Below are 26,102 nucleotides of genomic sequence, written 5' to 3' on the forward strand. Positions count from 1 at the left end.
GGCCCCGAAACGGCCGAACCAGCCTGCGAGCTAGCCCGGCAGCCCGCTCAGCTTCCCCATGAAACGCCGGTAATGGCGAAGCTCGTCGATGGAGTCCCTGATATCCTCGAGCGCCTGGTGGCTGGACTCCTTGGTGAAACCGTCAGCCACACCGGGTGCCCAGCGGCGAGCCAGTTCCTTGAGCGTGGAGACATCGAGATTGCGGTAGTGGAAATACGCTTCGAGCTTCGGCATCAAGCGAGCCATGAAGCGGCGATCCTGGCAGATGGAGTTGCCGCACATCGGCGAGCTGCCGGCCGGCACGTGTCGCTCCAGAAAGGCGATGGTCTGCCTTTCGGCCTCGGCCAGGTCGATCCGGGATTCGAGGCAGCGTCGCACCAGACCCGATTCGGTATGGGTGCGGGTATTCCACTCATCCATGCCGTCGAGCACCTCGCGGGAGGTGGCGATCGCCAGCTCCGGGCCTACGGCCACCTCGGCGAGGTCGGCATCGGTCACCAGAGTGGCAATTTCTATGATGCTGTCGGTGGTCGGGTCAAGCCCGGTCATTTCCAGATCAATCCAGATCAGATGATTCTCGTTCATGCCTCAGTGCAGGGTCGCAAAATCAGCCCCGCACTATACCAGCCCACCATCCGGCAATGACCGCCGCTCCCGTTCGCCTGCTGCAGGCCCACGGCAATCACGGCGTCGCCGAAGTCGACGGCGCAGCGCGCCGCATCCATTTTCCGCGCCGCATCGAACGCCCCTTGCCCGGCGACCGGATCCACATCGACTCGGCCGGCACGCTGACCGGCATTCTCCCGCGCGGCACGCTGTTCGGCCGCGGCGATGATCGCGGTCGATTCAGGCCGATCGCGGCCAACCTGGATCGCGCTGCCATCGTGATTGCCGCCGAGCCCGCGCCCAGCCGTGACCTGCTCCACCGCTATCTCAGCGCCTGTCTGATTTGCGCCGTGGAGCCGCTGATCGTGGTCAACAAGACCGACCTGCCCCGGCCCCGACAACAACCCTTCACCGACCTGGAAGCGCTCGCGGAGCTGGGATTCGAAATTGTCGAGACATGCTGCGGCCCCAAGCCCGATGTGGCCACGCTGGCCACCCGGGTAGACGCCGGCGTTACCCTGTTTGCCGGCCAGTCCGGCGTTGGCAAGTCGTCCCTGCTCAATGCGCTGATTCCCGACCTGCAGACGCAGACCGGAGCCCTTTCACGAGTAACGGGCAAGGGCACGCACACCACCACCACTGCCACCGCCCATCGTCACGGCCAGACCGCCTGGCTGGTCGACACGCCCGGCGTCTGGGAATACGGCCTGTGGCAGATGGACGCCAACACGCTCCAGCGCGGCTTTCCCGAGTTCAACGACTACGCGGTCAGCTGCCGGTTCCGTGACTGCCTGCACCACAGTGAACCCGGCTGCGGCGTTACCCGGGCCGTTGCATCCGGCAATCTACCCGCTTTCCGTCACCAGGCCTGGCTGCGCCTGCTGGCAGAACAGGCGCGTTTTCGCTGATGTTGAGCGGCCCGGGGGCAGCGCGCTGGACCGCTGACCGGCTGCGATAACCGCTGCCCCGGCGCAGGTCTACCAGGGCAGCTCCTCGCCGTTGGCGTGGCGGAAGCTGCCGGTCGTTTCAATGCTCAGCTCGTCAATCCGCTCGACCAGGCCGGCCGCAGCCTCCTCCGGGCTGACCTCTCCCTTGCCGCCTGTCATGCCGGTACGCACAAAGCCCGGGTGCAGCAGACCTACGGCGATGTCGCGGTCCTTCAGCTCGTGGGCCAGCGACATGCCGGCCATGTTCACCGCCGCCTTCGACATGCGATAGGCATACGCCCCACCGGAGCTGTTGTCGCCAATCGAGCCGACCCGGGAGGTGATGATGACCACCTTGCCGCCGTTGATCAGGTGGTTGCGCAAGGCATTGGTGACCCGTAGCGGCGCGAGCGAATTGATCTCGTACTGGGCGCGCCAGTCGTCGAGCTCGTCTTCGATGGTTGCCAGATCTGAGGGGATCAGCACACCGGCATTATTGACCAGCAGATCGATGCGCCGACCGCGCAGCTCGTCGGCCAGGTTCTCCAGGCTGGCGCGATCGGTGACATCGACACCTTCCTCGACCTGCACGTTCAAGGCCTTGAGTTCCGGCGAGGCCTTGCGGCACACGGCAATGATGCGGTAGCTGCGCTTACCCAGCTGGCGCACCAGCTCCAGCCCGATACCCCGGTTGGCCCCGGTAATGACGGCAGTTTTCATGATGTCTCGAATCCTCTTTGGGTCTGTCGCTTATGCTACTATTTTTATTGGATGCTTTGATTCACGTCGGCTGTTTTCCAGCCCGGGGTCGAAGCGAGCCGAGGGCACACCAGAGGAATTGCCATGATGCACCAAACACTGGCCAAGCTGGTTTGGGGGACGGCTTTGAGCTTGATACTGACCAACATCGCCCTGGCGGGCGACATCCTGCTGATCGAGAAAGTCGAAGAGAGCATGCTTCGTGACCTGCCCCGCAACGGCATCACCCAGGCGCAGGTCGAATCGCGCTACGGTGTGCCCAATGACAAGCAGGGGCCGGTGGGCGAGCCACCGATCACGCGCTGGCTCTACGACGACTTCAACGTCTACTTCGAGCATCAGCTGGTGATCGAGAGCGTGCTCCACCATGAAGCAGTGATGCGCGAGGTCGAAGGGCAACAGGAGCCCTGAAGCAGCCACTTCATGTCGCACACCGATTACCGCCTGCCGGCCGAGTGGGAACGCCAGAGCGCCACCCTGCTCGCCTGGCCGGCCGCCCACTCCGACTGGCACGATCAGCTCGATGCCATTCGCGATGAATATCACCAGCTGATCGACGCCATTCTGGCGTTCCAGCCGGTCGTGCTGCTGGTGCCCGAAGACGAGGCGCCGCCGACGCAGTGGCCGGAACGTGAAGATCTGAACCGCGTTCCCATGCGCTACAACGACACTTGGTGTCGGGATTATGGCCCCGTCACCCTGGTCTTTTCCGGCTATCGCCTGGCGCTGGATTTTCATTTTGACGGCTGGGGCGGAAAACACCCCGCCGCCCTCGACAACCGCGTCAACACCCGGCTTGCACGCCTTGATCTGTTCGAGAACCTCGAGTTCCGGCAGCACCTGCTGACGCTCGAGGGCGGCGCCATCGACAGCGACGGTCGCGGCCGTCTGCTGGTCAACTGGCACTGTCTGCGCGCGCGCCATCCGCAGCTGAGCGCGCGCGAGCTCGATTTCGAGCTGCATCAGCTGCTCAACGTCGACAAGGTCCTGGGCATCGACTTCGAACCCATGCCCGGCGACGACACCGATGGCCATATCGATACCCTGGCGCGCTTTGTCGATCACGACACCATCGTCTTTCAGACGCAGGCGAGTGACGCGGCCACCCGCCAGCTGCGCCAGCAACTCGAGCGCCTGCGCACCCGCGAGGAGCAGCCCTACCGCCTGATCGCCCTGCCCCGACCCGACGACCTTGCCGGAGAACACCCCCGCAGCTATGCCAACTTCCTGTTCGTCAACGGCGGCTGCCTGGTGCCCGCCTTCGGCAGCCGGCACGACGACCGCGCCCGGTCGATCCTGACCCGGCTGCTGCCCGAGCGGCAGGTTGTTTCTGTGCCGGCCGCCGCCATGATCACCCAGGCAGGCGGGCCGCACTGCGCCGGCATGCAGATTCCGGCAACGCTGGGATGAGCGCGCGCTGTCTCGATATTGCCCTGGTGCAACATGCCATGGGCCCCGATAGCGAAGAAAACCGCCGGGCCGGTGCCGAGGGCATTGCCCAGGCGGCCGGCCTGGGCGCCGAGCTGGTACTGCTTCCCGAGCTCCACGCCAGCGAGTACTTCTGCAAGTACCAGGACCCCGGGCTGTTTGACCTGGCCGAGCCGCTGGACGGCCCCACGGCGCGCATGCTGGCCCGGGCCGCGGCTGAAAATGACACCGTGGTCGTCGGCTCGATCTTCGAACATCGTGCGCCCGGGCTGGCCCACAACACCGCGCTGGTCTTTGAACGCGACGGCAGCCTCGCCGGGCTCTACCGGAAAATGCATATTCCCGACGATCCCGGTTACAACGAGAAGTTCTATTTCACCCCTGGCGATGAAGGTTTCGAGCCCATTGACACCTCGGTTGGTCGGCTGGGGCTGCTGATCTGCTGGGATCAGTGGTACCCCGAGGCGGCCCGGCTGATGGCCCTGGCCGGCGCCGAAGTCTTGCTCTACCCCACTGCCATCGGGTTTGATCCGCTCGACGACGAAGACGAGCAGCAGCGCCAGCTCGATGCCTGGCGCACCGTCCAGCGCGGGCACGCCGTTGCCAACGGCATTCCCGTGATGGCCGCCAATCGCGTCGGCTTCGAACCCGACCGCTCCGGCGGCACGCTCGAAGCCGAGTTCTGGGGCCATAGCCTGGTCGCCGGTCCGCAGGGCGAAATCCTGGCCGAAGCGGGCAGCGAAGCCGAAGTGCTGTTTGCCCGCATCGATCGGGCTCGAAGTGAACAGGTCCGCCGCATCTGGCCCTTTTTGAGAGACCGGCGCATCGACGCCTACGGCGACCTGCTCAAGCGCTGGCGCGGCTGATCACAGCCGCTCGCCAATGCCCACCCTTCGCCCATGAGCGCGCAATTCGTCATTCTCACCTGGCATTCCATCCGGGTACTCGATCAAAGCTATCAGGGCAACGACCTGATCGCCTTCAGCGAAGACCTCGCCCTGATCGAGCGTCTGGGCTGGACCATCCGGCCGCTGGCAGAAGCCCTGGCGGGCCTGCAGTCGGGCCGCTTGCCCGAAAAATGCGTTGTCCTGACCCTCGACGACGGCTCGATCATGGATTTTCATGATTTCGACCACCCCAGCTGCGGCCGCCAGGTCAGCATCTTCAATCGCCTGCGCCGCTTTGCCCGGGACCCGACCACCTCCCGGCGCCATCGGGTACACGCCAGCAGCTTTGTCATTGCCTCCCCCCAGGCGCGGGCCGAACTCGACGAGAAGGTGACCATGAACCTTGACGTGTGGCCTGACGACTGGTGGCAGCAAGCCAACCGCAGCGGCCTGATGTCAATCGAAAACCACAGCTGGGACCACAATCATGATTCCCTGGAAAAGACGGCACAGCGCGACAACCGCCGCGGCGATTTTCGCCTGATCGACACGGCCGGAGAGTGTCGTGCCGAGATCGACCGGGCCAGCGACTACATCGAACAGCGGGCGGGCAGACGACCACGGTTTCTGGCCTACCCTTACGGCAACTTCAGTGAATATCTCGCCGGCCAGTATCTGCCCGAGCACGGCCAGCGCCTGGGGCTTGAAGCCGCCCTGAGCTGCCGCCCCGAGCCGGTCACCGCCAACAGCGATCGCTGGCGCCTGCCGCGGTATGTATGCGCCAGTGACTGGCACAGCCCCGAGGAACTGCGCCGCCTGCTCGAGGATGCAGCTCGCGATTGACAGCTCGCCACAAGGACCGCTCAGAACGGTCCGAGCGCATGGACCTGATCTATCAGCGCCGCTTTGCGAGCCTCACTTGCCGGGCGGTGGAAATGCGCCAGAAGGTACTGGTAACGGGTGTACTCGAAGCCGGCCTGCAGATCCACTTCTTCGGCGCGCTTGTCACCGCAGTAGCCAAAAAAGGCTTCATAGTCGTCGGCCATCTGCGTGAAGGCGTGGCGCAGCAGTAAATACAGCACGCCGCCGGCGGCACGAATCGCGGCGGCGTGATCCGTATCAACGTCGGCAAAGCCGCGGCCATCGGTGCAGCCGCCGCCAACCAGCGCCACGCTCTCGTGCCGACCGATCTGCAGGTAGCCCAGAGGCACGAAGTGGAACGGGCCAGCGCGGTAGAGACCGATCAGGTGCCGGCCGAGGTCCGGCAGCTCGTGCCCGAGCTTGCGCCGAAAGATCTCCCCGGCCATGAAGTCACCCGCGCTGACTTCGACCGCGCGAAAATAATCCTTGATCTGCATGCCTGTATTCCTGCTGCGTGTGTCTGCCATTGGGTATCGCGGCCGGGCGAACGCCGGGGCCATGCGTCCCTGCCCTGACCGGATCGACACGGAATGACAGCCTGCCGACACTCCGGGTCCGGGGCGTTCCCGGCCACAAAGATACCGGCTTGCAGACTCGAACTCCAGCGCTTTGCGCCAACGATCATGGCCGCTCGTTGACCCCATTCGAGCCGCATGCTAGAAAGATGTTGACGACGCATTCAAAACAAGGGATCAACCGGTCATGAGCGACCTGGATACACGCTTCGAAAAGGCGGCCGCGGAAGTTCATGAGCTCGACACGCGTCCGGACAACCGCACCTTGCTGAAGCTTTACGCGCTTTACAAACAGGGGCTGAAAGGCGACGTTGCCGGTGAAAAGCCTGCCTTTCATGACTTCATCGGGGTCGCCAAGTACGAGGCCTGGGAAAAGCTCCAGGGCATGGATCCGGGCGAAGCCAGACAAAGGTATGTCAAGCTGGTCGAATCCTTGCTCAGGTGAAGCCCGGCTGCGGGCACTTCAATGGCCACCAACACCCGCAAGCGCATCCTCGAAACCGCCTTGCTGCTGTTCAATCGGGATGGCGAGCCACACACCCCCACCGGCCGCATCGCCGATAAGCTGGGAATCAGCCCGGGCAACCTGCATTATCATTTCCGCACCAAGCGCGACCTGGTCGAAGCCCTTTTCAGCGCGTTCGAGCAACGCATGCTCGATCTTCTGGCCGCGCCACAGCCGGGCAGCACCCATATCGAGGACGTCTGGCTGCACCTCCACCTGATATTCGAGGCCAGCGGCGAGTATCGTTTTATCTATCGCGACCTGACCGACCTGTGCGAGCGTTTCAGCGAGCTGCACCGGCGTTTTCAGGGGATCATCAACCTGTCGATGCAGACCATGCGTCACCTGTGCGAAGGGCTGGCAGACCAGGGTCAGCTCGAGGCCGCTCCTGACGAACTCGAGGCTCTGGTGCGCAACATTGTGCTGGTGTCGACCTTCTGGCTGAACTTCGACCTGGTGGCCGAACGAGACGCCGACCCCCGCCCCGACCGCGCGGCATGGCAGGTCATGAGCCTGATCCGCCCGCACCTGCCGGGAACGGCGCGCACGGAGCTCAGCCAGCTGGCGCAGGCCTATTACCCCGGCCCCGAAAAGTGAAAGCGGTCAGACTTCGCTGTCACCCTTGCTCCCGGCCGGCCTGGCGGCCGCTTTCCCGGCACGACTTTCCTGGCCGGTTCCGCCGGTCTTCTGCTGATCGGAAAGCGCGCGCACCTCATTGCTGAGCTCGGCCACGCGTTCACTCAGCTGCCGCACCTCATCGGATGTCGGCACGCCCAGCCGCGACAAGGCACGGGCGACGCGCTGTTCAAACACCCGCTCGAGCCGGTTCCAGCCGCTCTGGGCCGACTCGCGCACCTTGTCGACGCGACTGTCGACTTGTTCGCGCACGCCGTCAACGGTATCGTCCACCGCCTTGCGGCCCTTGTCTTCGAGCTTGCTGCCCTCCTTGACCAGGCGCTCGAACCACTCATTGCCCTCCCCGAGCACCTTCTCGGAAGTTTCGCCAACGGTTCTGCGGCCCTGTGCGTACAGCCTGCCGCCTTCTTTGCGCGCCAGCGAGAACGCCCCCAGCCCTGCCAGCCAGATTTCGCCGGCATAGTCCTGCGCCCGGGATGCGGCGGGCTTGTGGGTTGCCTTCTTGCTTGCGGCCTTCTTGCTTGCGGCCTTCTTGCTCGCGGTCTTCTTGCTCGCGGCGGTCTTGCGGGTGGTCGCTTTCTTGCTGACCTTTTTCGTGGCTGCCTTCCTGCTCATTTCGGCTCGAGTCCCTGTGCGTTTACTCAAGGGTGAATACACCCCATACGATAAAGCCGATTTCTAGAGCGTGCACACTATTTGGTCGCGTGATCGAGCCGGCGCTTCAATGCACCTGACGCTGCCCGGCCACGCCCTGATCCGGAGCGTTTCCGGCGAGGTCATAAGGCAGCTTGACCTGGTCGAGGCCGAACTGCTTGAACACCGGCTGGAGCTGATGATGAATCAACGGATAGAGCTGACGGGTCAGGCTGCTGTGATTGTCCTTGAAGGTCTCGAAACCCACCGGATCGCCCTGGAACTGGCTATAGACCGCCTGCAGCACCAACTCGACGGTAAACAGGGGCTGTTCCGGGTTGTCCTCGCGCGCGCCGCGGCAGACCATGCGCGCGGTGACCTGATACTGCGGCAGCTCACCTTCATAGTGCATTTCCAGTGGCGTGAGCTTGAGCTCCACCTTGGCACTGAAAGCTTGATCGCGAGGCACGATCTCGCTCAGATCGGCATTGAGCCGGGTCACCTGGGTGTGAGCCAGCGCGAAACGTTCTAGCAGGTTGATCATCAATATCCCCGACGGGCGTCTGAATACAGACAGATGGCCGCCACCAAAGACAGTTTCAAGCCGACATGAAAGCGCCCGCTCGACGGCGGGCGCTTTGAGCATGGCTGCAGCCCAGCGCCTCAGGGCGTGAACGTGATGGTGTGATCGGCCGTGGCCTGCCCACCGCTTTCGCCAAAGCTCAGCGGCAAGTAGTCGTTGACCAGCCACAGCCTGAGCTGGTTGGTATAGAAGGGGCTGACGAACACGCCACTGCGCCCACCCGGCAGCACCTCGGCAACGTTGGGTGTACCCGGCGTCATCTCGGCGACCGTGCGGCGGGCCGCGCCGGCGCTGAACATGAAGTCATCGAGCTTGCTGGCACGGGCACTGTGCGACGAGGCATCCACCGTCTGGTAGCCACCGGCGCGCGCCACGCCCGGCAGACCGGGCCCGAGATCACTCAGCCCACCGCCGTTGGGTACATTGAACGGGTCGCTGCCGAGCGGGTGACTGAAGACGATGCGATGCAGCTTGCCCCAGCGGTAGTCGCTCTGATCGGTCGAGTTGCCGAAGGCCGGCGCGAACTCGTCGCTGGCCAGCAGCTCCAGAGTCTGCGCCAGGCTGGCCAGCAGCACGGTATCGCGCGCGCTGGCCATGTCGGGTGCTTCTTCGACGTTGAAGAACGGAATGCCCGACGCGCCAACGCCGTTGTTTTGCTCGAAGCTGGCCAACTGGTGGTGGAAGGCCCGCAGCGCGTCGCTCGAGCCGGGCAGCGCATCACCAAGCTGCAGCCCCTCGAGGGTCGCGTCGATGGTGTTGCCGATGACCTGACCGCGCCAGACCGAGTAAAGGGTGGCCGCCACGCTGTTGTCAACCTGCGCCTGCGAGGGTGCGCCAGCGCCGGCCGGGCTGCCTGGATCGTAGCCTGCAGCCAGCCCGGTGGGCGTCGAGAAGTCCCAGTCGGCCAGGCGGCCGACGGCTTCCTGGATGCCGGGATCGAGCGCAAACTGCCCCAGGCCGGGCCAGGCGTCCTCAGCGGCCGCGTTCTCGAAAGCCTGCAGGATATGGGGCACGATCAGCTCGGCGTCGAACAGCCGGTTGTCGGCCTGAAGCGCCTTCATGTCGGCGACACTGATCGGGCCGGCGGCAATCATGTCCTGCAGCTCGCGTTCGATGCGCGCCATGCGCAGCTCCGAGTAGGACGGATTGAGATAGTAGATGCCGTTGCCGCCCGGGCGCAGCTGGTTGAGCGGATTGTTATCCAGCGTCGTGCCCACCGGGTCGTTGTTGGCGTTGGCAATGTAGCCCCGCGCCGGGTTGATGACGTGCGGCATCTCGGATTTGGGCAGCGAGGCGAAAGGTGCCGCACGGGTGGCGTCTTCGTTGGCCGGCAGCCAATCGTGACCGAGCGCGCCAGAACCATCTCGAATCAGAAACGGCGGCACGCCGCCGCCGACGGTGTTGTTTTGCAGGTCTTGCCGCAGCGGCACCGCGCCGGTGGTGAAGTAGGCGATGTTGCCTTCAACGTCGGCGTAGGCGATGTTCTGCGAGCCGAAGGTCCAGTTATCGATGACCGCGCGAAACTCCTCCATGTTGTCGGCCCGCTCGAAGCCGCGAACGGCCGCCAGCTCGTAGGTCGGACCCCAACCCGCATACTGGATGGAGATGGCGGTCGTGGCGCTGGGCTGGTCGACAATCGGCCCGTTGTTGCGGCGTGGCACCAGAAAGGTGACGCCACCGGAGTCGTAGCCAACGTTGGCCGGGCTGACGTTGTCCATCTCGCCGTCGCCGAGGCTGTTGACGAAATAGCTCTGGAAGGCATAGAGCACCGGCTCTGGTCCGGAGTCGTGAACGGTATGCGTGGGCAGGCCGTAGCTGTTGGTCAGGAGCTCTTCCTGAAAGTAATCGGTGACATCGATGTTGTGGTTGGTCAGGCCCCAGCAGATGTTGAGGTTGCAGCCCAGCAGGGTCAGCGGTGTGCCCGGCGGCGTGACGCCGCTGACCACGCGCTGCTCATCGCGAATGACGATGTTTTCATTGATCATCAGCGCCGGCATGTCGAGCGCAAGATGGGGGTCGTTGGCCATGATCGGATAACCGCTGTCGGTGTGCTCGCCGGAGACCACCCACCAGTTGGAGCCGGCACGATCTTCCGCCCGGCCGATGGTTGGCCCCAGCAGGGGAATGCTGCGCACCCGCTCCATGTATCGACCCAGGCTGTCGACCACAGCACCGTCGATGCCGGGCAGGTTCTGCCAACCGGCAGCGTCGGACTCGCCGTGAACCGCTTGCAGACGCGATCCCGAAGACGACTCCGGCGCCGGAATGATGCCCGCGGTTTCGAGAAAATCGGGAATACTGATGCGGTCGTCCATCGGTGCGCTGCGGGCAATGTCTTGGGAGTACAACGCCCGACCGTCGAAGCCGACGGCTTCACCCACGGCCTGATACTTGGCCAGGCGAATGCTGCGATCGGCAGCGCCGGAGTCGAAAGACAGCTGGAACGCAAGCAGCTTGCCGATGATCAGCGAATCGACCGGCGACCAGCGCTCGACCCGGCTGAGCTCCAGCGCGCCGTACTCCGGCGGCAGCTCCTCGGCAGCGGCAAGAAAGGCGTTGACGCCGTCGCTGTAGGCCTTGACCCAGGCTTTCTCGTCGGCGCTCATGTGGCGCCAGGTTGCCAGGGCACCGCGGCGCAACCCGAGGGTGCGCAACTCGATATCGCTGCTCAGCGCGCCTTCGCCAAGCAACTCGGCGAGCGTGCCCGACGCCACGCGGCGAAGATAGTCCATGTGAAACAGGCGGTCTTTGGCGTGCAGGAAGCCGCGCACGTAATTGACGTCGTGCTCGGTGTTACCAACGATCGTGGGAATGCCGTTGGCATCGGTGTGCACCGTGACCGGTGCCGACAGGGCCGGCATCGGCGCTGTTTGTGCGTACAGACTGCCAGCCAGCAGCAGGCCGGCGAAAAGCAGGATCGATTTCTTCATTGTCGTGTGCCCCTAATTGATGTTGTCTGCCCCGTGATTATGGCACAGGCGGCAAAACGCCCGCCGCGAGCGCATCTGCGCGACATTCCCCGCCCCTCGCGAGCCGCCGGTGGCGTCTGGAAAGCGTCAGCGGCCCGTTTCCTCCCCGCCGCTGCAAACGCTTATAATGGCCACCGCTTCGGAGTCGGTCGACCGATCGACCGTCCGAATCCCGGACTATCACAATGATGAGGAGTCGACATGGCGCATACTGCCGCCGCCTTCAAGGTGGACTATTTCCAGTTCCTCAAGCCCGACGGCAAACTGGTCGAAGACCAGCAGGTGCCAGCGCTGGCCAGGGACTTTGACCGACTGACAGAATTGTACAAACTGATGGTGCTCACGCGCACCTTCGACAAGAAGGCCGTGGCGCTGCAGCGTACCGGCAAGCTCGGCACCTATGCTTCCAGCCTCGGCCATGAGGCCGCGCACGTCGCCATTGGCGCCGCCATGAAGGAAGAGGACTGCTTTGCGCCGATGTACCGCGAGTATGGCGCCCAGTTCTACCGCGGCGTGAAGATGTCGGAGGTACTGCTCTACTGGGGCGGTGACGAACGCGGCAACAACTTCAGCGGACCGAAGCACGACTTTGCCTGGTGCGTGCCGATTGCCACCCAGTGCCTGCATGCCGCCGGTGCAGCCATGGCCTTCCGGCTCAAGAAGGAAGAGCGCGTGGCCGTCACCGTCGTCGGCGACGGTGGCTCTTCCAAGGGCGACTTCCTCGAGGCCATCAATGCCGGCAGCGCCTGGAAGCTGCCGCTGGTACTGGTTATCGTCAACAATCAGTGGGCAATTTCAGTGCCACGCGAGAAACAGAACACCGCCGCGACGCTGGCCCAGAAAGGCATCGCCGGTGGCCTGCCCAGCATCCAGGTGGACGGCAATGATCTGATTGCCTGCCTGTGGGCCATGGAAAAGGCGGCCAACGCGGCCCGGCAGGGCAAGGGCTCGTTCGTGATCGAGATGGTGACCTACCGCCTCAGCGATCACACCACAGCCGATGACGCTCGCCGTTATCGCCCCGGAGACGAAGTGGAAGAGGCCTGGGACCGCGAGCCCATCAAGCGGCTCAACGCCTACCTGACCGACCAGAACGTCTGGAATGAAGAAAAGGAAAACGAGCTGCTCGAAGAGTGCAAGCAGTGGGTTCAGCAGGCCGCCGATGAATATCTCGACACGATCGAGAACGACCCGCAGCCCGTGACCGCGATGTTCGATTACATGTTCGCCGAGCTGCCGCACGATCTGGTCGAGCAGCGCAGCTACGCCCAGAATTACGCCGAAGACGGAGGGCAGCACTGATGGCAGAGATTACCCTGATTGAAGGCGTCACCATGGCGCTCGCCCGGGCCATGGAAGAAGACCCGAGCGTGGTGATGTTCGGCGAGGACGTCGGCGTCAACGGCGGCGTTTTCCGGGCCACCGCCGGCCTGCACGACAAGTTTGGCGACGATCGCGTGATTGACACGCCGCTGGCCGAGGTCATGATCGCGGGCATGAGCGTGGGCATGTCGACCCAGGGCATCAAACCGGTCGCCGAAGCTCAGTTCTGCGGCTTCACCATGCCCATGATCGACCACATCATGTGCCACGCCTCGCGCCTGCGCAATCGCACGCGCGGGCGCATGAGCTCGCCGATGGTGCTGCGCTTTCCTTCCGGCGGCGGCATTCACGCACCCGAACACCATTCCGAAAGCCCGGAGGCGCTGTTTGCCCACATGCCGGGCGTACGCGTGGTCATCCCGTCATCGCCTTCACGCGCCTACGGCCTGATGCTGGCCGCCATCCGCGATCCCGATCCGGTGATCTTCATGGAGCCCAAGCGCATCTACCGCTGGCAGAAGGAAGAGGTGATCGACGACGGCGAAGAGCTGCCGATGGACGTGTGCTATACGCTGCGCGACGGCAACGACATCACCCTGGTGACCTGGGGCGCAATGATCAAGGAGACCATGGAGGCCGCCGACCAGCTCGAGGAACAGGGCGTCAGCGTCGAGGTCATCGACGTGGCCACCGTCAGCCCGCTGGACATGGACACCATCATCGAGTCAGTCGAGCGTACCGGTCGCTGCGTGATCGTGCAGGAAGCGCCCAGGCAGTGCGGCGTGGCGAGCGAAATCGCCGCCGGCCTGGCCGATGCCGGCATCTGGCACCTGCTGGCACCGGTCAAGCGCGTTTGCGGCTACGACGTGGTCATGCCACTGTACCGAAGTGAAATGAAATACATGCCCAGCGTGCGGCGCATTGTCGACGCGGCCCAAGAAATCCTGGAGGTCTCATGAGCGTTTTCCACCTACCCGATCTGGGCGAAGGCCTGCCCGACGCCGAAATCGTCGAATGGCTGGTTTCCGAAGGCGATGAAGTCGAGGTTGATCAGCCGATGGTCTCGATGGAAACCGCCAAGGCCGTGGTCGAAGTGCCCAGTCCGTTCGACGGCCGGGTAACCAAGTTCTACGGCCAGGCAGGCGATGTCATCAAGACCGGCGCGGCGCTGGCTGAATTCGAGGTCGAGGGACAGGCCGGCACTGAAGAAGCAGCCACCCCGGACCAGCCGCCCGCCACCGAGGCGGCCGCCGATCAGGCCAGCCCTGACGAGGCGACCCCTGCTGCACCCGCCGACGAGGCGGATGCAGACGAGGAGCGCGAAGATTCCGGCACGGTCGTCGGCAAGATGCAGGCCGGCGGTGAAGTGCTGCGCGAGCGCACTTCCACCATCGGCGGCGTCAAGGTCACACCGGCCGTGCGCGCGCTGGCGCGCAAGCTCAAGGTCGACCTGTCGCAGGTCAGCCCCAGCGGTGCCGACGGCGTGGTTACCGCCGCCGACGTGCGCAAGGCGGCCGAAGAAGGGACCGCTCAGGCACAGCCGCGTCAGGCGCAGCCGGCCGCAGATTCGGGACCGGCGTTCCCTACCCGCCCGGAAAGCGGGCAGCCGGCCGCCTCATCGAGCCCGGCGAGCGCAACGGCCAGCCGGCCGGCGGCCGTCGCCAGCGGCGAGTGGGAACCGCTGCGCGGCACCCGCCGCACGATGGCGCGCACCATGAGCGAGTCGGCCAAACGCGTAGTGCCGACCACGCTGATGGACGACGCCGACATCCACGCCTGGCACGCCGGCGAAGACGTCACCTTCCGCCTGTTGCGCGCGCTGGCGGCCGGAGCGAAAGCCGAGCCGGGCCTGAATGCCTGGTACGACGATGAGCAGAACATGCGCATGCTGCACAAGGGCATGGACGTGGGCATGGCGGTGGACACCGCCGACGGCCTGTTCGTGGCGCGGGTCAAGGGCGTGCACAATGGCTCTCGCGAGGACATCCGCGGCGAGATCAATCGCCTGAAAGACAACGTCAACAACCGCAGCATTCCGCCCGAGGATCTCAAGGACTACACCATCATGCTGTCCAACTTCGGGGTCTTCGCTGGGCGCTACGCCACGCCGATCATCAATCCGCCCTGCGTGGCCATCGTCGCCGCCGGCGTGCTGCGCCACGAGGTGGTGCCGGTGCTCGGCGGGGTGGAAGTGCACCGCACGATCCCGCTGTCGCTGACCTTCGACCATCGCGCCTGCACCGGCGGCGAAGCGGCCCGCTTCCTCAAGGCCATGATCGCCGACCTGTCGAAGGCGGAGTAGAAACCAAAAAAGCATGCAACCACGGAAATCACTGAATACACGGAATGTCTCGACTCGATCGTTTTCAACTTCCGTGAATTCCGTGTCTTCCGTGGTTCCATGTCTTGTGTAGGGCGCAAGAGATGATGAAAGGCCACGCCGCTCCCAACATGATCGTCGGGGCCTGTGAGTGGGTCGCCCTGCCCGAGCTGGGCATACGCCAGCTCCGGGCGCGCGTCGACACCGGCGCGAAATCCTGCGCCCTGCACGCCTGCGATATCGAGCCGTTCGAGGTTGACGGCCAGAAACGAGTGGCGTTCAGGGTGCCCATCGGGCACCCTCGACCGAGGCGCTGGCAGCATTGTGACGTTCCGCTGCTGGCACAGCGGCGGGTTCGCAACACCTCCGGCGAGTTCGAAAAGCGCTATACCATCCGCACGCCTTTGGTTGTTGGTCACTCGCGATGGGATGTCGACATCACGCTGACCAACCGTGAGAGAATGAAATATCGCATGCTGCTCGGGCGAACCGCGATGGAAAACCATGCGCTGGTCTACCCGGCCCGCACGTTCCTGCAGGGCAAGCCGCGCCTGTAGGTTTCACTTTGCATATCGAGGGATTCGCCCGCCATGCGCATCGCCATCCTCTCTCGCAGCCGCACGATCTATTCCACCCGGCGCCTCGTCGAAGCGGCCCAGGCCAACGGTCACGAGATCGAGGTCGTGGACACGCTGCGCTGCTATATGAACATCGCCTCGCATCGCCCGACCATCCACTATCGTGGCGAGCAGATCGAACCCTTCGACGCCGTCATCCCGCGAATCGGCTCGTCAATCACGTTCTATGGCACGGCCGTACTGCGCCAGTTCGAGATGATGGGCACCTTCCCGCTCAACGAATCGGTGGCGGTAACGCGTTCCCGCGACAAGCTGCGCTCGCTGCAGCTGCTGGCGCGCAAGGGGATCGGCCTGCCAGTCACCGGCTTTGCCTACGCCACCAAGGATATTGACGATCTCATCCGCATGGTCGGTGGTGCGCCGCTGGTGGTCAAGATGCTCGAAGGTACCCAGGGCATCGGCGTGGTGCTTTGCGAAACCCGCAAGGCCGCCGAGTCGGTGCTGGAAGCGTTCATGGGCCTGAACGTCTCGATCATGGTGCAGGAGTACATCAAGGAGGCCGGCGGCGCCGACATCCGCTGTTTCGTCGTCGGCAACCGCGTCGTGGCCGCCATCAAGCGCCAGGCACAGCCCGGTGAATTCCGCTCCAATCTGCACCGCGGCGGCTCGGCCAGCCTGATCAAGATCACCCCGGAGGAACGCTCAACGGCAGTGCGTGCGGCCAAGATCATGGGCCTCAACGTCGCCGGCGTGGATTTGCTGCGCTCCAATCACGGTCCGCTGGTGATGGAAGTCAACTCCTCGCCCGGACTCGAGGGCATCGAGAAGGCCACCGGCAAGGACGTCGCCGGACTGATCATCCGCTTCATGGAAAAACACGCTCGCCACAACAAGACCCGCACCCGCGGCAGGGGCTGAGGCGCGCCTGGCGTCTGTCAAGCGCGTGCGCGCCGCCAGCGCAGCAGCCAGCCGCAGCCAAGCCCGCTGAGCAGCACCAGATAAGCGCTGACAACCGCCATGATGTTGCGGTTGAGATCCTCGTATTCCAGCGTCAGATGCAGCCAGACCAGGACCACGACGGATGCCACCAGGGACACTGCCGCCGGCAGTCGATCGACCCACCAGCGCCGTCCGCTGAGACCCCGCGGACCCGAGTAGGCGTAAAGCCAGAGCAGAAACACGGTCACGGGCAACAGAATCAGGGCGTCGATCAGCATCATGTTCTCCAGTCATTCATTCAGTGGCCGTTGCGTTGCGCTGCGGCCGCAGACAGGCCTGAGCCCGCCATCAGGCGGCTGTCATCACGAAATCAAGCTCCGGCAAGCCCTCGATATGCGCCTTCACCCGCTGACCGGGCTCGAGCGCCGACACCCCGGCCGGCGTGCCGGTGAACACGGCATCCCCGGCGGCGAGCGTCACCGTCTGCGATAGCTCCGCGAGCAGACCGGCCACGGTGCAGAGCATCGCTCCCAGCTGCGCTGATTGTCGCAGCTGGCCGTCAACCGACAGCTTGATTGCGGTGTCGGATGCCGGCTGCCAGTCGCGCGCCGGGACGATCAGGCCGACCGGGCCCGCCTGATCGAAGCCTTTGCTCATTTCCCAGGGCTGGCCGGCCTGTTTGGCGCGGGCCTGAACTTCGCGCCGCGTCAGGTCGACCCCGACAGCGTGACCGAAAATCGCGGATCGAGCCTGGGCCGGCGACAGATCACGTCCTCCCGAGGCAAGAAAAACGACCAGTTCGACCTCATGATGAAGCAGTGCCGTTTCCGGTGGCCAGGCAATGCTTTCGGTGTGCACCAGAGCCTGCGCCGGCTTGGAAAAGAAGACCGGCGCCGAGCGATCCGGATCAACGCCCATCTCGCGCGCGTGTTCGGCGTAGTTGCGCCCGACGCACCAGACCTGGCGTACCGGAAACACCCGCCCGTCGGTGACCGGCAACAGCGGCGGCTGCCACGTTACCGCCGGCTTGTTCATCCCAGCGCTCTGATGCCCACGGCGTCGCGCAGCTCGGCAATGAACGGCCGGCTGAGCTCGCGCGCCCGCTCGGCGCCGTGCTGAAGCTCCTTGTCGACCCTGGCCGGGTCGCTGATCAGCGCAAGATAGCGCTCGCGCGGGCCTTCGAGCTCGGCGTTGATCAACTCGAACAGCTGCTGCTTGACCTCACCCCAGGCAATGCCGTCGGCAAACGCCTGGCGCATCTCGGCGCGCTGTGACTCGCTGGCAAAGGCGGCATAAACCGAGTAGACCGCAGCGCTGTCAGGATCCTTGGGTTCACCCGGCTCCTGGGAGTTGGTCTTGATCCGCATGATCGCTTTCCTGAGCTGTTTTTCCGGCAGCCACAGCGGGATGGTGTTGTCGTAGCTCTTCGACATCTTGCGTCCGTCAGTGCCCGGCAGCGTGGCGACATGCTCGTCGATCACGGCCTCGGGCAGCGTGAAATGCTCGCCATGGCGGTGATTGAAGCGACCGGCAATGTCGCGCGCCATCTCCAGGTGCTGCATCTGGTCGCGACCGACCGGCACACGATGAGCGTTGAACATCAGGATGTCGGCGGCCATCAGCACCGGATAGGAGAACAGACCCATGGTGATGCCCCAGTCCGGGTCCTCTCCGGCTTCCGTGTTTTCATCAACGGCTGCCTTGTAGGCGTGCGCACGGTTCATCAGCCCCTTGGCGGTCACGCAGGTGAGAAGCCAGGTCAGCTCGGGAATCTCGGTAATGTCGGACTGACGATAGAAAATCGAGCGTGAAGTATCGAGCCCCAGCGCCAGCCAGGTGGCTGCAATTTCCAGCGTCGAGCGCTGCACGCGTTCGGGCTCTTCGCACTTGACCAGCGCATGATAGTCGGCCAGAAAATAGAAGGCGTCGATCGCGGTGTCGCGGCTGGCGGCAATCGCCGGCTTGATGGCGCCGACGTAGTTGCCCAGATGCGGCGTACCGGTCGTGGTGATGCCGGTCAATACCCGTGTCTTGTGTTTCATCCGAACAGATTTTCCCTGAAGATGGCGATCAAGGGGGGTATTTTACCGCCTGAGCTCCGGCAGTGGACCACGACTCACTCAGCGGCACCCGGGCCTGCGCGCAGGCTCATTCACGAATGACGGGCATCGGCTTCATCTGCTGGTCGACAGCGACCATGGCCAGATCCCCCTCGATGGCGAGTTTCTGTGCCCCGGACTCGACTTCCTCGACCAGAATCTGGACGCGCACGCCCATCGAGGTGTTACCAACGCGCACGACCTCGCCGACAAGCTCGACAATGGCGCCCTGGGGAATGGCCACCTTGAAATCCACGCGATCCATGGAAACGGTCACCACCTGGCAGCGGGCAAAGCGCGTGGCAGCCAGAAAGGCAACCTCGTCCATCCACTGCAGCGCGGTGCCGCCGTAGAGCGTACCGATGGGATTGGTGTCGTGCGGAAACACCTGGCGGGTGATGCGCGTTCTCGACCGCGCGACGCGATGTGAATGCTGTTCCATGGCGCCAGTATACGTGGAGTTACGGCCTCGGTCGCAAGGGCCTCGCGGTGTCGCGAGGCCATCACCGGCGCCGGCGGCGCAAACCGCGGGCGCACCGTCAACAACTCATGTCATGCAGCCGCTTGGGAGCGCCCGTCGAGCCCCTCGGCGTCGAACACGGTTGCCACCGCATGCACCACCGAAGCAATCCGAACGGCGTGCTGCACAACGTCATTGCTCACACCGGCCTGCTTGAGCACTTTCTCGTGGCTGTCGATGCACAGCCCGCAGCCGTTGACGGCAGAGACCGCCAGCGACATCAGCTCGAAATCCACCTTGTCGATCCCGGGGCGACCGATCACGCTCATGCGCAGCCCCGCCGGCATGCTGCCGTAATCCTTGTTCGAGGCGAGATGCACGAAACGATAGTAGATGTTGTTCATGCCCATGATGGCGGCCGCCGCTTTGGATGCATTCAGCCACTCTTCACCGAGCTTCGGGGCAACCTCTTGCTCGATGGCGTTCATCAGCTCGAGATTGCGGCTGGCGATGGCCGTGGCCAGCGCAGTGCCGTAAACCTGCTCGGCCGACATGCCGTCGGCGGCCCGCTCGGGGTCGAGAACGTTGCCGATATTGATACGCAGATCCTTCGCATAGTCGGGAATCTGCTGTTTGATGCGATCGATGCTCATGGATTCACCCGCTTTGTGGATTGAATGGTGTTGGGATAGTTGCGGACCACCCGCGCAGCGCGCGGGTGTCCGTTTTCACTACAGGCGCCGGAAAGAGCAGCCGGTGTGGCCGCCGTCCGGGCTGGCCTGATCAACGCGGCTGCGCCGGCTCAGGCGGCTTCCAGCACGTCGTCGCCGGGCTGCCAGTTGCAGGGGCACAGCTCGTCGGTCTGCAGCGCATCGAGAATGCGCAGCGTTTCCTTCGGGTTGCGGCCCACGCTCATGTCAGTGACCGAAACGTGGCGGATGATGCCCTGCGGGTCGACCAGGAAGGTCGCGCGGTTGGCCACGCCTTCTTCCTTGTGCAGGATACCCAGCGCCGAGCTCAGCTCACGCTTGACATCGGCCAGCATCGGAATCTTGAGATCCTTGAGATCTTCATGGCTCTGACGCCAGGCCAGATGCACGAACTCGGTGTCGGTGCTGGCAGCCAGGACCTGGCAATCGCGATCGGCAAATTCGCCGGACAGATCGCTGAAGGCCTTGATCTCGGTCGGGCAGACAAAGGTGAAGTCCTTCGGATAGAAGAACACCAGCTGCCACTTGCCGGCATAGGTGTTGTTGTCAATGTCGGTGAAGGCGGACTCGAGCTCGGTGTCCACGGTGGCCTTCAGGTTATAGTTGGGAAACTTGTCACCAATTGTCAGCATGTGATTGATACTCCTTTGGGTTCAGGGCTTTGAATGGTTCACGGCGGGCAACTCCGCGCCGCCGATTAATAGGATCGGGGCTGGCGCGATTCTTTTCAAATTGATTGTTTCAATCATATTGATAGGCAATTGATATAGTGGCGCAATGAACCTCCGCTCTCTTCGATATCTCGTCGCCCTGGCCGATGTCCGCCACTTTTCACGCGCGGCCGAACGCTGCCACGTCAGCCAGCCCACGCTGAGCACCCAGATCCGCAAGCTCGAGGACAAGCTCGAAGTTCAGCTGGTCGAACGCCACCCCCGCCAGGTGATGCTCACGCCGGTGGGCGAAGAGATCGTCAGCCGCGCACGCAGCGTGCTCGGCGAGCTGGATGCCATTCGCGCGATCGCGCGCCGCTCGCGCGATCCGCACAGCGGCATGGTGCGCATCGGTATCTTTCCAACCCTGGCGCCCTACTTTCTGCCGCACGTGATTCCCGAAATTCGCCGGGCCTTTCCCCGTCTCTCGCTGCGCCTGTACGAAGAAAAGACCGAGGACGTGATTCGCATGCTCGCCGAGGGCAAGCTCGATGCCGGACTGTTGGCCCTGCCCTTGAACGAAGACTGGCTGGTCAGCCACACCTTGTTCGAGGAACCCTTCGTGCTCGCCATGCCCGAACAGCACCCGCTGGCCAGCAAACGGCAGGTGTGCATGGCCGATCTGGCCGGCCAGGAGCTGCTGCTGCTCGAGGAGGGACACTGCCTGCGCGACCAGGCGCTGGAGGTCTGTCACCTCGCCGGGGCGGCCGAAAAGCTCGATTTCAACGCCACCAGCATGGAAACCCTGCGCCACATGGTGGCCGCCAACACCGGCATCACGCTGATGCCCGCGCTGTCGGTCAATCCGCCGCCGGCCGGCACGCCAAACCTGGTCACCCGCCCTTTTCTCGAACCCGCTCCGAAACGAACCATTGCGATGGCGTGGCGCAGGTCTTCTGCCCTGGCCGGTTTTCTGCAGGAGCTGGCCGATATCTTTGCCGCTATCGATCCCGAGCTGCTGGCACCGCCGGCAGCGCAGTGAACGGCGCTACTCCGACGCCGTCGATTCCTCGTCGGGGGGCAGCAGCAGATCTCCGCCAGTCGGGCGCAGCCGCTCGAAGCGCTCCTCGGTGATCGCAAACTGCCAGGGCGACAAGCGACCATCGACGGCAACGATGTCGAGATCCGGCCCGTCGGTTTGCGTGTCGTTGTCGCCGGCATCGGCCTCACCGACGCTGAAGTGCACCCAGTGGCCCCGATCGTCGCTGAAACTGCGGGCGACGAACTGCAGGCCGTCGCGCGTGCGAAAAATCGTGGTCACTGCATCCTCGGGCACCGGCACCGAGTCGGCCGGCCGCACGTCTTTCATGTTCAAACGCGCCAGTACACTTGCCGTCTGTGCCAACTCCCAGCTCGGCTTGACCTCGCGGCCTGCGGGCACATCGAGCATTACCCAGTCACTGCCCGGCTCATTGCCGGAGCGCAGTTCGACCTCATCGCCATCGGCAGACCGGATGGTCACCGATCGGATATCGGCCGCAGGAATGTCCATGATGGCGCGCTCGAGCCATTCCATGCGCTCGAGCGGCAGGTCGATATCGCGGTCGATCAGCCAGGCGTGGGTTTCTCCCTCAAGGCGTACATAGCGCCCCAGGCCGGCGGGATCCTGGTGACCGATGATGACAGCCGGCAGATCGAGGTCGGGGAACTTCACCAGTACACCATCGGCACCGGCCTTGCCCGGCGAGACCACCCCCAGACGCCCGTACCAGTCGGGGTTGCCGGTCTTCTTCTCCAGCCGGAAGGCCTGGGCCAGATCGCGCAGCAGCTGATGAATGCGCGCGAAATCGGCTTCGTAGTCGTGCTTCTGACGCAGCCGCCAGCGCTCGCGCGAGCGCTGCAGGCTAGCGACCGTTTCGCCCTCCGGCCCGACGATCTCCAGCGCGGCGACGGCATTGACCCGATCGGAAAGCGCCGGCAACAACAAGGCGGCGCTGCCCGCACCCGATGTGGGCTCATCGGGGCGATCGACAAGCGTCAGCGCCAGACCCACGGCAACAATGACTGCCGCGATCAGAAAGATAAAGGCCGTTCGGTTCATGGTGATACCGCCTCCCCGCCGGCACGCCAGCGCCGTCGCCGCCAGGCCAGCAGCAAGGCAAACAGCGTGACCAGAGCCGGCATCAGCGCAATATTGATCACCTTGATGCGCGCACCCAGCGCTTCGATGTCTTCGTCAAGCTGGCGCCGCACCCGCCGCAGCTTGCGGCGAATGTCCAGGCGCTGCTCCATGAATCGGTCGAGTTCGGCCTGCTGCTCCGCGGTCAGGATTTCCAGATTACTGTCGCCGCGTGCCTGCTGCAGTTCCGTCAGGCGCTGCTCGGCTTCGGCCAGCTCGGCCTCGAGGCGCTGTTCGGTGGCTCGCAGGTTCTCTTCGGCCTCGCGCCGCAGCGACTCGACCAGGGTGAAGGGCCGATTCGAGGTGGCCCGGGAACGAACGCTGATCAGGTCCGCATTGCCCATGAGATTGTCGATGGCGTTGACCACGAAATCACCGTTGTCGGCAAAGGGCTCGAGCATGGTGGTCCCGAAAAATCGCTGGCGCTGCACCCAGTAACGGTCGGCCAGCAGGTCAACGTCCGCCACCACGATGGCATTGAGCGGATAGGTGTTGTCAGCGCCATCGCGACCGTCTTTTTCTTCCAGCGCGCGGGGCACCTCGCCGCCCAGGCGCGCTGCCAGCGTATAGCGCTCGCCGGTCGCGCCCATCTGGTCAATCAGGCTCGACGGATCGGTCAGCATCTGCAGGCGCTGAACATCGAGCAGGCCGGCCTGCTCGCTGGAGTGCATCAGCGGCTCGAAGTCAAGCGGGCTGTCGTCGGCCAGGGCCAGGCTGCCGGCGCTGGCCAGGTTGACCGCATCCAGCTCGCCGGTAATGACGTCATCGGGATTCATGTTGTCGGCAGGAACGCCCAGAATGCCGACGTGACGCACCGGCCGCTGTCCCTGGGCGACGTTGACCTGCAGGGCCAGGCCGACATCGGCCACGAAACGCTCGGCGCTGAAATCAAGGCCCCAGGCGTCGAACAATGCCGCCAGGTTCGAGGTGCGATCCATGCTCATGGCTGCCATCGGATCATTCGGATCAGGTGGCGTGGCCGACTCGGCGTGTGGGTCGACGAAAGCCAGCAGACGCCCGCCTGCGGCCAGGAAACGCTCGATGTCGGCCAGCAGCGGATCGGCAAGGTCTCGGGGATGAATCACGACGAGCACGTCGACGTCCTGCGGCAGCGATTCATCGTCGGCTGCAACCGTCTCGACCGAAAACATCTCGTTGATCTGCTCCTGTATCGCCCAGGGCTCGCGTTGCTGACCGGTCTGCATGTCCATGCCACCGCTCATGTCAATGCCGCTGAGCAGCGCGACGCGCGGTTTGTCCGGCCGGCTCAGCAGATACACCATGCGCGCCAGCTCGTATTCCATGAACTCCTCGCGCGACGGCGAGACAAACGGCAGCACTTCCAGGCCATCGATGGTATTGGTGCCGACAACGCCGAGATACAGACTGTCGCCGGCACGGCCCACGGGCACCGCCTGCAGACCGTAGCTGGCCGCCTGATCTTCAGCCTCGCTGAACGGCTCGGGGTTGACCCGTCTTACCTCGAGCCGGCCATCGGCGCGCTCCTCCATTTCGTCGAGCAGCTCCTGAATCCGGCGGGCAAAATTGCGCACCATCGGCAGCTCGGCGCTCGCCTCCTCGCTGAAGTAGAACTCCAGGGTCACCGGCTCCTGCAGGTCCTCAAGAATGCTCACGGTTCCGGGACTGAGCGTGTAGAGCCCCTGCTCGGTGAGATCGACACGCATACCGCGCAAGGTCGCGCCGCTGAGGATGGTCAAGGCCAGAAACAGGATGGCGAACAACACCAGGCTGGTTGCGCTGTAGATGTTCTTCATGACTCAGTCTGCCTTTTTCAGTTCAAGCACGATGCAGTTGGCCAAGAGCCAGAAGCCGATGACCAGGGCAAAGTAGACGAGATCACGCAAGTCGATCACGCCGCGCGCAATCGAATTGAAATGCACCAGAAAACTCAGGTTGGCAACGCCATCGATCAGCACCTGTGGCAGCCAGCCGCGAAACAGATCCAGCACCATGGGCAGACCCGACAGCAGAAACCCGAAACAGACCACCACCGAGATGATGAAAGCCACCACCTGATTGCGCGTCACCGCCGAGAGCGCCTCGCTGATGGCCAGCATGCCCCCGGCCATCAGCCAACTGCCGATGTAGGCAGCCAGGATGACGCCATTGTCGGGATTACCCAGCAGATTGACCGTGATCCAGATCGGAAAGGTCAGCGCCAGAGCCAGGCCGACGAACAGCCAGGCAGCGATGAACTTGCCCACCACCGCCTCAGCGATGGTGATCGGCAAGGTCAGCAGCAGCTCGACGGTGCCGGACTTGCGCTCCTCGGCCCACAGGCGCATGCCCACGGCGGGCACCAGAAACAGATACAGCCACGGGTGAAAGCGGAAAAAGGGCTCCAGATCGGCGATTTCGCGTTCGTAAAAGCCACCCAGATAAAAGGTAAAGGCAGCCGACATCACCAGGAAGATGACAATGAACACGTATGCGACCGGGGTAGCGAAATAGCCGGTCAGCTCGCGCCGCAAGACGGTTCCCACACTGCCCGGCCTCATGCTGCCTCCTCACGCGTGATGGTTCGAAAGACCTCATCGAGTCGACCGGGCTCATACTGAAGCTGCTGCACAGGCCAGTGCTCCTGCTCGATGACCCGGGTGACGGCCTGCAAGAGATTGCCCTGATCGGAGGGGAAGACAGTGACCCGGGCATGACGGACCTCGACCTTGCGCGCCTCGGCAAGCTCGCTCAGGCGCGACGCCGCCCGCTCGGGATCGTCCACATGCAGCGTCACCGCGTTGTGGTAGCGCGAGCGCTTGAGCAGGCCAGCCGGTGTATCATCGGCCAGCAGCTGGCCACCGGCAATGATCATGGCCCGCGAACACAACGCGTCGACCTCCTCGAGCAGATGCGTGGAAATGACGATGATCTTGTCCGGCGCCATGTCGCGAATCAGCTGGCGTACCTGCTGCTTCTGGTTGGGATCAAGGCCATCGGTCGGCTCGTCGAGAATGAGTACCGGCGGGTCGTGCAGAATGGCCTGCGCCAGCCCGACCCGCCGCTTGAAACCCTTGGACAGCGTTTCAACGCTCTGGCGCATCACCCCACCGAGCTCCAGCCTGGCGGCCGCATCGGCAACGCGCCGGTCGCGCTCGCCGCCCGAATAGCCGCGGGCGTCGGCTATGAAACGAAGCAGCTGGGCAACGGTCAGCTCGCCGTACAGCGGCGCCCCCTCCGGCAGATAGCCCAGCTTGCGCCGCGCCGCGACCGGATCGGTGCGCGTGTCGTGGCCAAAAATTTCGGCCGTCCCCGAGGATGGCAACAGAAAGCCGGTGAGCATTTTCATGGTGGTGGACTTGCCCGCGCCGTTCGGGCCGAGAAAACCGAGAACGGTTCCGGGCGCCACCTCGAAGCTGAGGTCGTCGACGGCGACAAGATGACCGAATCGGCGGGTCAGATTCCTGGCTGCAAGCATTCGTCCATTCTCTCGTGGTTGATTATCAAGCTCCAGCGCT

The 26,102-nt window shown here is 64.1% G+C and carries 29 protein-coding genes; 13 read left to right on the top strand and 16 right to left on the bottom strand.

Features of this window, described 5'->3' with window-relative positions:
* Window positions 1-30: 30 nt before the first annotated feature.
* Window positions 31-585 (bottom strand): oligoribonuclease, encoded by a 555-nt coding sequence (gene orn / locus ACEWQZ_RS12280; protein WP_476483386.1) that lies wholly within the window; start codon window positions 583-585, stop codon window positions 31-33.
* Between the two features lie 56 nt (window positions 586-641).
* Here orn and rsgA point away from each other — a divergent pair, with 56 nt between their 5' ends.
* Complete coding sequence (rsgA, locus tag ACEWQZ_RS12285; protein ID WP_476483387.1) at window positions 642-1,514, top strand: ribosome small subunit-dependent GTPase A; 873 nt, start codon at window positions 642-644, stop codon at window positions 1,512-1,514.
* Window positions 1,515-1,583: 69 nt separating this feature from the next.
* On the opposite strand, the gene ACEWQZ_RS12290 is transcribed toward rsgA, so the two are convergent.
* The gene (locus ACEWQZ_RS12290; protein WP_476483388.1) at window positions 1,584-2,252 is read right to left on the bottom strand and encodes an SDR family oxidoreductase; all 669 of its coding nucleotides are present in this window, start codon (window positions 2,250-2,252) and stop codon (window positions 1,584-1,586) included.
* A 123-nt stretch (window positions 2,253-2,375) separates the two neighbouring features.
* Between ACEWQZ_RS12290 and ACEWQZ_RS12295 the strand changes: the two genes are divergently transcribed.
* The 4 genes from ACEWQZ_RS12295 to ACEWQZ_RS12310 are packed head-to-tail and all read left to right on the top strand — an operon-like array spanning window position 2,376 to window position 5,449.
* A complete protein-coding gene (locus ACEWQZ_RS12295) occupies window positions 2,376-2,702 on the top strand; it encodes a hypothetical protein (protein ID WP_476483389.1) in 327 nt (108 codons plus the stop codon).
* A 12-nt stretch (window positions 2,703-2,714) separates the two neighbouring features.
* Window positions 2,715-3,701: an agmatine deiminase family protein gene (locus tag ACEWQZ_RS12300; protein ID WP_476483390.1), complete on the top strand. Its 987-nt coding sequence runs from the start codon at window positions 2,715-2,717 to the stop codon at window positions 3,699-3,701.
* The gene (locus tag ACEWQZ_RS12305; protein ID WP_476483391.1) at window positions 3,698-4,585 is read left to right on the top strand and encodes a carbon-nitrogen hydrolase; all 888 of its coding nucleotides are present in this window, start codon (window positions 3,698-3,700) and stop codon (window positions 4,583-4,585) included. The genes ACEWQZ_RS12300 and ACEWQZ_RS12305 overlap by 4 nt, the downstream gene beginning before the upstream one ends.
* A gap of 33 nt (window positions 4,586-4,618) precedes the next feature.
* A complete protein-coding gene (locus tag ACEWQZ_RS12310; RefSeq protein WP_476483392.1) occupies window positions 4,619-5,449 on the top strand; it encodes a polysaccharide deacetylase family protein in 831 nt (276 codons plus the stop codon).
* Between the two features lie 20 nt (window positions 5,450-5,469).
* Here ACEWQZ_RS12310 and ACEWQZ_RS12315 read toward each other — a convergent pair whose 3' ends face one another.
* Window positions 5,470-5,964 carry a hypothetical protein gene (locus ACEWQZ_RS12315; RefSeq protein ID WP_476483393.1) on the bottom strand — a complete coding sequence of 165 codons (495 nt, stop codon included), beginning with the start codon at window positions 5,962-5,964 and terminating at the stop codon, window positions 5,470-5,472.
* A 265-nt stretch (window positions 5,965-6,229) separates the two neighbouring features.
* Between ACEWQZ_RS12315 and ACEWQZ_RS12320 the strand changes: the two genes are divergently transcribed.
* Both ACEWQZ_RS12320 and ACEWQZ_RS12325 read left to right on the top strand, forming a co-directional pair.
* The gene (locus ACEWQZ_RS12320; protein WP_476483394.1) at window positions 6,230-6,487 is read left to right on the top strand and encodes an acyl-CoA-binding protein; all 258 of its coding nucleotides are present in this window, start codon (window positions 6,230-6,232) and stop codon (window positions 6,485-6,487) included.
* 21 nt (window positions 6,488-6,508) lie between these two features.
* Window positions 6,509-7,144, top strand: coding sequence for a TetR/AcrR family transcriptional regulator (locus ACEWQZ_RS12325; protein WP_476483395.1), 636 nt, complete (start codon window positions 6,509-6,511; stop codon window positions 7,142-7,144).
* 6 nt (window positions 7,145-7,150) lie between these two features.
* Here ACEWQZ_RS12325 and ACEWQZ_RS12330 read toward each other — a convergent pair whose 3' ends face one another.
* The 3 genes from ACEWQZ_RS12330 to ACEWQZ_RS12340 all read right to left on the bottom strand — a co-directional run bounded on the left by ACEWQZ_RS12330 (window position 7,151) and on the right by ACEWQZ_RS12340 (window position 11,329).
* Window positions 7,151-7,798 (bottom strand): phasin family protein, encoded by a 648-nt coding sequence (locus ACEWQZ_RS12330; protein WP_476483396.1) that lies wholly within the window; start codon window positions 7,796-7,798, stop codon window positions 7,151-7,153.
* Between the two features lie 106 nt (window positions 7,799-7,904).
* Window positions 7,905-8,360 (bottom strand): hypothetical protein, encoded by a 456-nt coding sequence (locus tag ACEWQZ_RS12335; protein ID WP_476483397.1) that lies wholly within the window; start codon window positions 8,358-8,360, stop codon window positions 7,905-7,907.
* Between the two features lie 119 nt (window positions 8,361-8,479).
* The gene (locus ACEWQZ_RS12340; protein WP_476483398.1) at window positions 8,480-11,329 is read right to left on the bottom strand and encodes a penicillin acylase family protein; all 2,850 of its coding nucleotides are present in this window, start codon (window positions 11,327-11,329) and stop codon (window positions 8,480-8,482) included.
* A gap of 240 nt (window positions 11,330-11,569) precedes the next feature.
* Between ACEWQZ_RS12340 and pdhA the strand changes: the two genes are divergently transcribed.
* From pdhA to rimK, 5 genes are all read left to right on the top strand, one after another.
* The gene (gene pdhA, locus ACEWQZ_RS12345) at window positions 11,570-12,670 is read left to right on the top strand and encodes a pyruvate dehydrogenase (acetyl-transferring) E1 component subunit alpha (RefSeq protein WP_476483399.1); all 1,101 of its coding nucleotides are present in this window, start codon (window positions 11,570-11,572) and stop codon (window positions 12,668-12,670) included.
* The gene (locus ACEWQZ_RS12350; protein ID WP_476483400.1) at window positions 12,670-13,650 is read left to right on the top strand and encodes an alpha-ketoacid dehydrogenase subunit beta; all 981 of its coding nucleotides are present in this window, start codon (window positions 12,670-12,672) and stop codon (window positions 13,648-13,650) included. The genes pdhA and ACEWQZ_RS12350 overlap by 1 nt, the downstream gene beginning before the upstream one ends.
* Window positions 13,647-14,993 (top strand): dihydrolipoamide acetyltransferase family protein, encoded by a 1,347-nt coding sequence (locus tag ACEWQZ_RS12355; RefSeq protein WP_476483401.1) that lies wholly within the window; start codon window positions 13,647-13,649, stop codon window positions 14,991-14,993. Before ACEWQZ_RS12350 ends, ACEWQZ_RS12355 begins: the two co-directional genes overlap by 4 nt.
* 122 nt (window positions 14,994-15,115) lie before the next feature.
* Entirely contained in the window at window positions 15,116-15,568 is a 453-nt protein-coding gene (locus tag ACEWQZ_RS12360) for an ATP-dependent zinc protease family protein (RefSeq protein WP_476483402.1), read from the top strand.
* Between the two features lie 33 nt (window positions 15,569-15,601).
* Window positions 15,602-16,507 carry a 30S ribosomal protein S6--L-glutamate ligase gene (gene rimK, locus ACEWQZ_RS12365; RefSeq protein WP_476483403.1) on the top strand — a complete coding sequence of 302 codons (906 nt, stop codon included), beginning with the start codon at window positions 15,602-15,604 and terminating at the stop codon, window positions 16,505-16,507.
* A gap of 17 nt (window positions 16,508-16,524) precedes the next feature.
* Here rimK and ACEWQZ_RS12370 read toward each other — a convergent pair whose 3' ends face one another.
* From ACEWQZ_RS12370 to ACEWQZ_RS12395, 6 genes are all read right to left on the bottom strand, one after another.
* A complete protein-coding gene (locus ACEWQZ_RS12370) occupies window positions 16,525-16,809 on the bottom strand; it encodes a hypothetical protein (protein ID WP_476483404.1) in 285 nt (94 codons plus the stop codon).
* A gap of 67 nt (window positions 16,810-16,876) precedes the next feature.
* Window positions 16,877-17,563 carry a fumarylacetoacetate hydrolase family protein gene (locus ACEWQZ_RS12375; protein WP_476483405.1) on the bottom strand — a complete coding sequence of 229 codons (687 nt, stop codon included), beginning with the start codon at window positions 17,561-17,563 and terminating at the stop codon, window positions 16,877-16,879.
* The gene (locus ACEWQZ_RS12380) at window positions 17,560-18,570 is read right to left on the bottom strand and encodes a tryptophan--tRNA ligase (protein ID WP_476483406.1); all 1,011 of its coding nucleotides are present in this window, start codon (window positions 18,568-18,570) and stop codon (window positions 17,560-17,562) included. Before ACEWQZ_RS12380 ends, ACEWQZ_RS12375 begins: the two co-directional genes overlap by 4 nt.
* A 106-nt stretch (window positions 18,571-18,676) precedes the next feature.
* Window positions 18,677-19,069, bottom strand: a complete 393-nt coding sequence (locus ACEWQZ_RS12385) for an acyl-CoA thioesterase (protein ID WP_476483407.1) — start codon at window positions 19,067-19,069, stop codon at window positions 18,677-18,679.
* Window positions 19,070-19,179: 110 nt separating this feature from the next.
* Window positions 19,180-19,740, bottom strand: coding sequence for an alkylhydroperoxidase, AhpD family (gene ahpD, locus ACEWQZ_RS12390; RefSeq protein WP_476483408.1), 561 nt, complete (start codon window positions 19,738-19,740; stop codon window positions 19,180-19,182).
* Window positions 19,741-19,889: 149 nt separating this feature from the next.
* Window positions 19,890-20,429: a peroxiredoxin gene (locus tag ACEWQZ_RS12395; RefSeq protein WP_476483409.1), complete on the bottom strand. Its 540-nt coding sequence runs from the start codon at window positions 20,427-20,429 to the stop codon at window positions 19,890-19,892.
* Window positions 20,430-20,574: 145 nt separating this feature from the next.
* On the opposite strand from ACEWQZ_RS12395, the gene ACEWQZ_RS12400 reads away from it, so the two are divergent.
* Window positions 20,575-21,489, top strand: coding sequence for a LysR substrate-binding domain-containing protein (locus ACEWQZ_RS12400; RefSeq protein WP_476483410.1), 915 nt, complete (start codon window positions 20,575-20,577; stop codon window positions 21,487-21,489).
* Window positions 21,490-21,495: 6 nt separating this feature from the next.
* Here the strand turns inward: ACEWQZ_RS12400 and ACEWQZ_RS12405 are convergent, their stop codons facing one another.
* Genes ACEWQZ_RS12405 through ACEWQZ_RS12420 form a run of 4 tightly spaced genes read right to left on the bottom strand, consistent with a single transcriptional unit; the run spans window position 21,496 to window position 26,062 of the window.
* A complete protein-coding gene (locus ACEWQZ_RS12405; RefSeq protein ID WP_476483411.1) occupies window positions 21,496-22,548 on the bottom strand; it encodes a DUF4340 domain-containing protein in 1,053 nt (350 codons plus the stop codon).
* On the bottom strand, window positions 22,545-24,401 hold the full coding sequence (locus ACEWQZ_RS12410; protein ID WP_476483412.1) for a GldG family protein: 1,857 nt from the start codon (window positions 24,399-24,401) through the stop codon (window positions 22,545-22,547). Before ACEWQZ_RS12410 ends, ACEWQZ_RS12405 begins: the two co-directional genes overlap by 4 nt.
* A 3-nt stretch (window positions 24,402-24,404) precedes the next feature.
* Complete coding sequence (locus ACEWQZ_RS12415) at window positions 24,405-25,145, bottom strand: ABC transporter permease subunit (protein ID WP_476483413.1); 741 nt, start codon at window positions 25,143-25,145, stop codon at window positions 24,405-24,407.
* Window positions 25,142-26,062: an ABC transporter ATP-binding protein gene (locus tag ACEWQZ_RS12420; RefSeq protein ID WP_476483414.1), complete on the bottom strand. Its 921-nt coding sequence runs from the start codon at window positions 26,060-26,062 to the stop codon at window positions 25,142-25,144. Before ACEWQZ_RS12420 ends, ACEWQZ_RS12415 begins: the two co-directional genes overlap by 4 nt.
* Window positions 26,063-26,102 lie beyond the last annotated feature (40 nt).

Source organism: Wenzhouxiangella sp. YN1 (assembly GCF_056324145.1).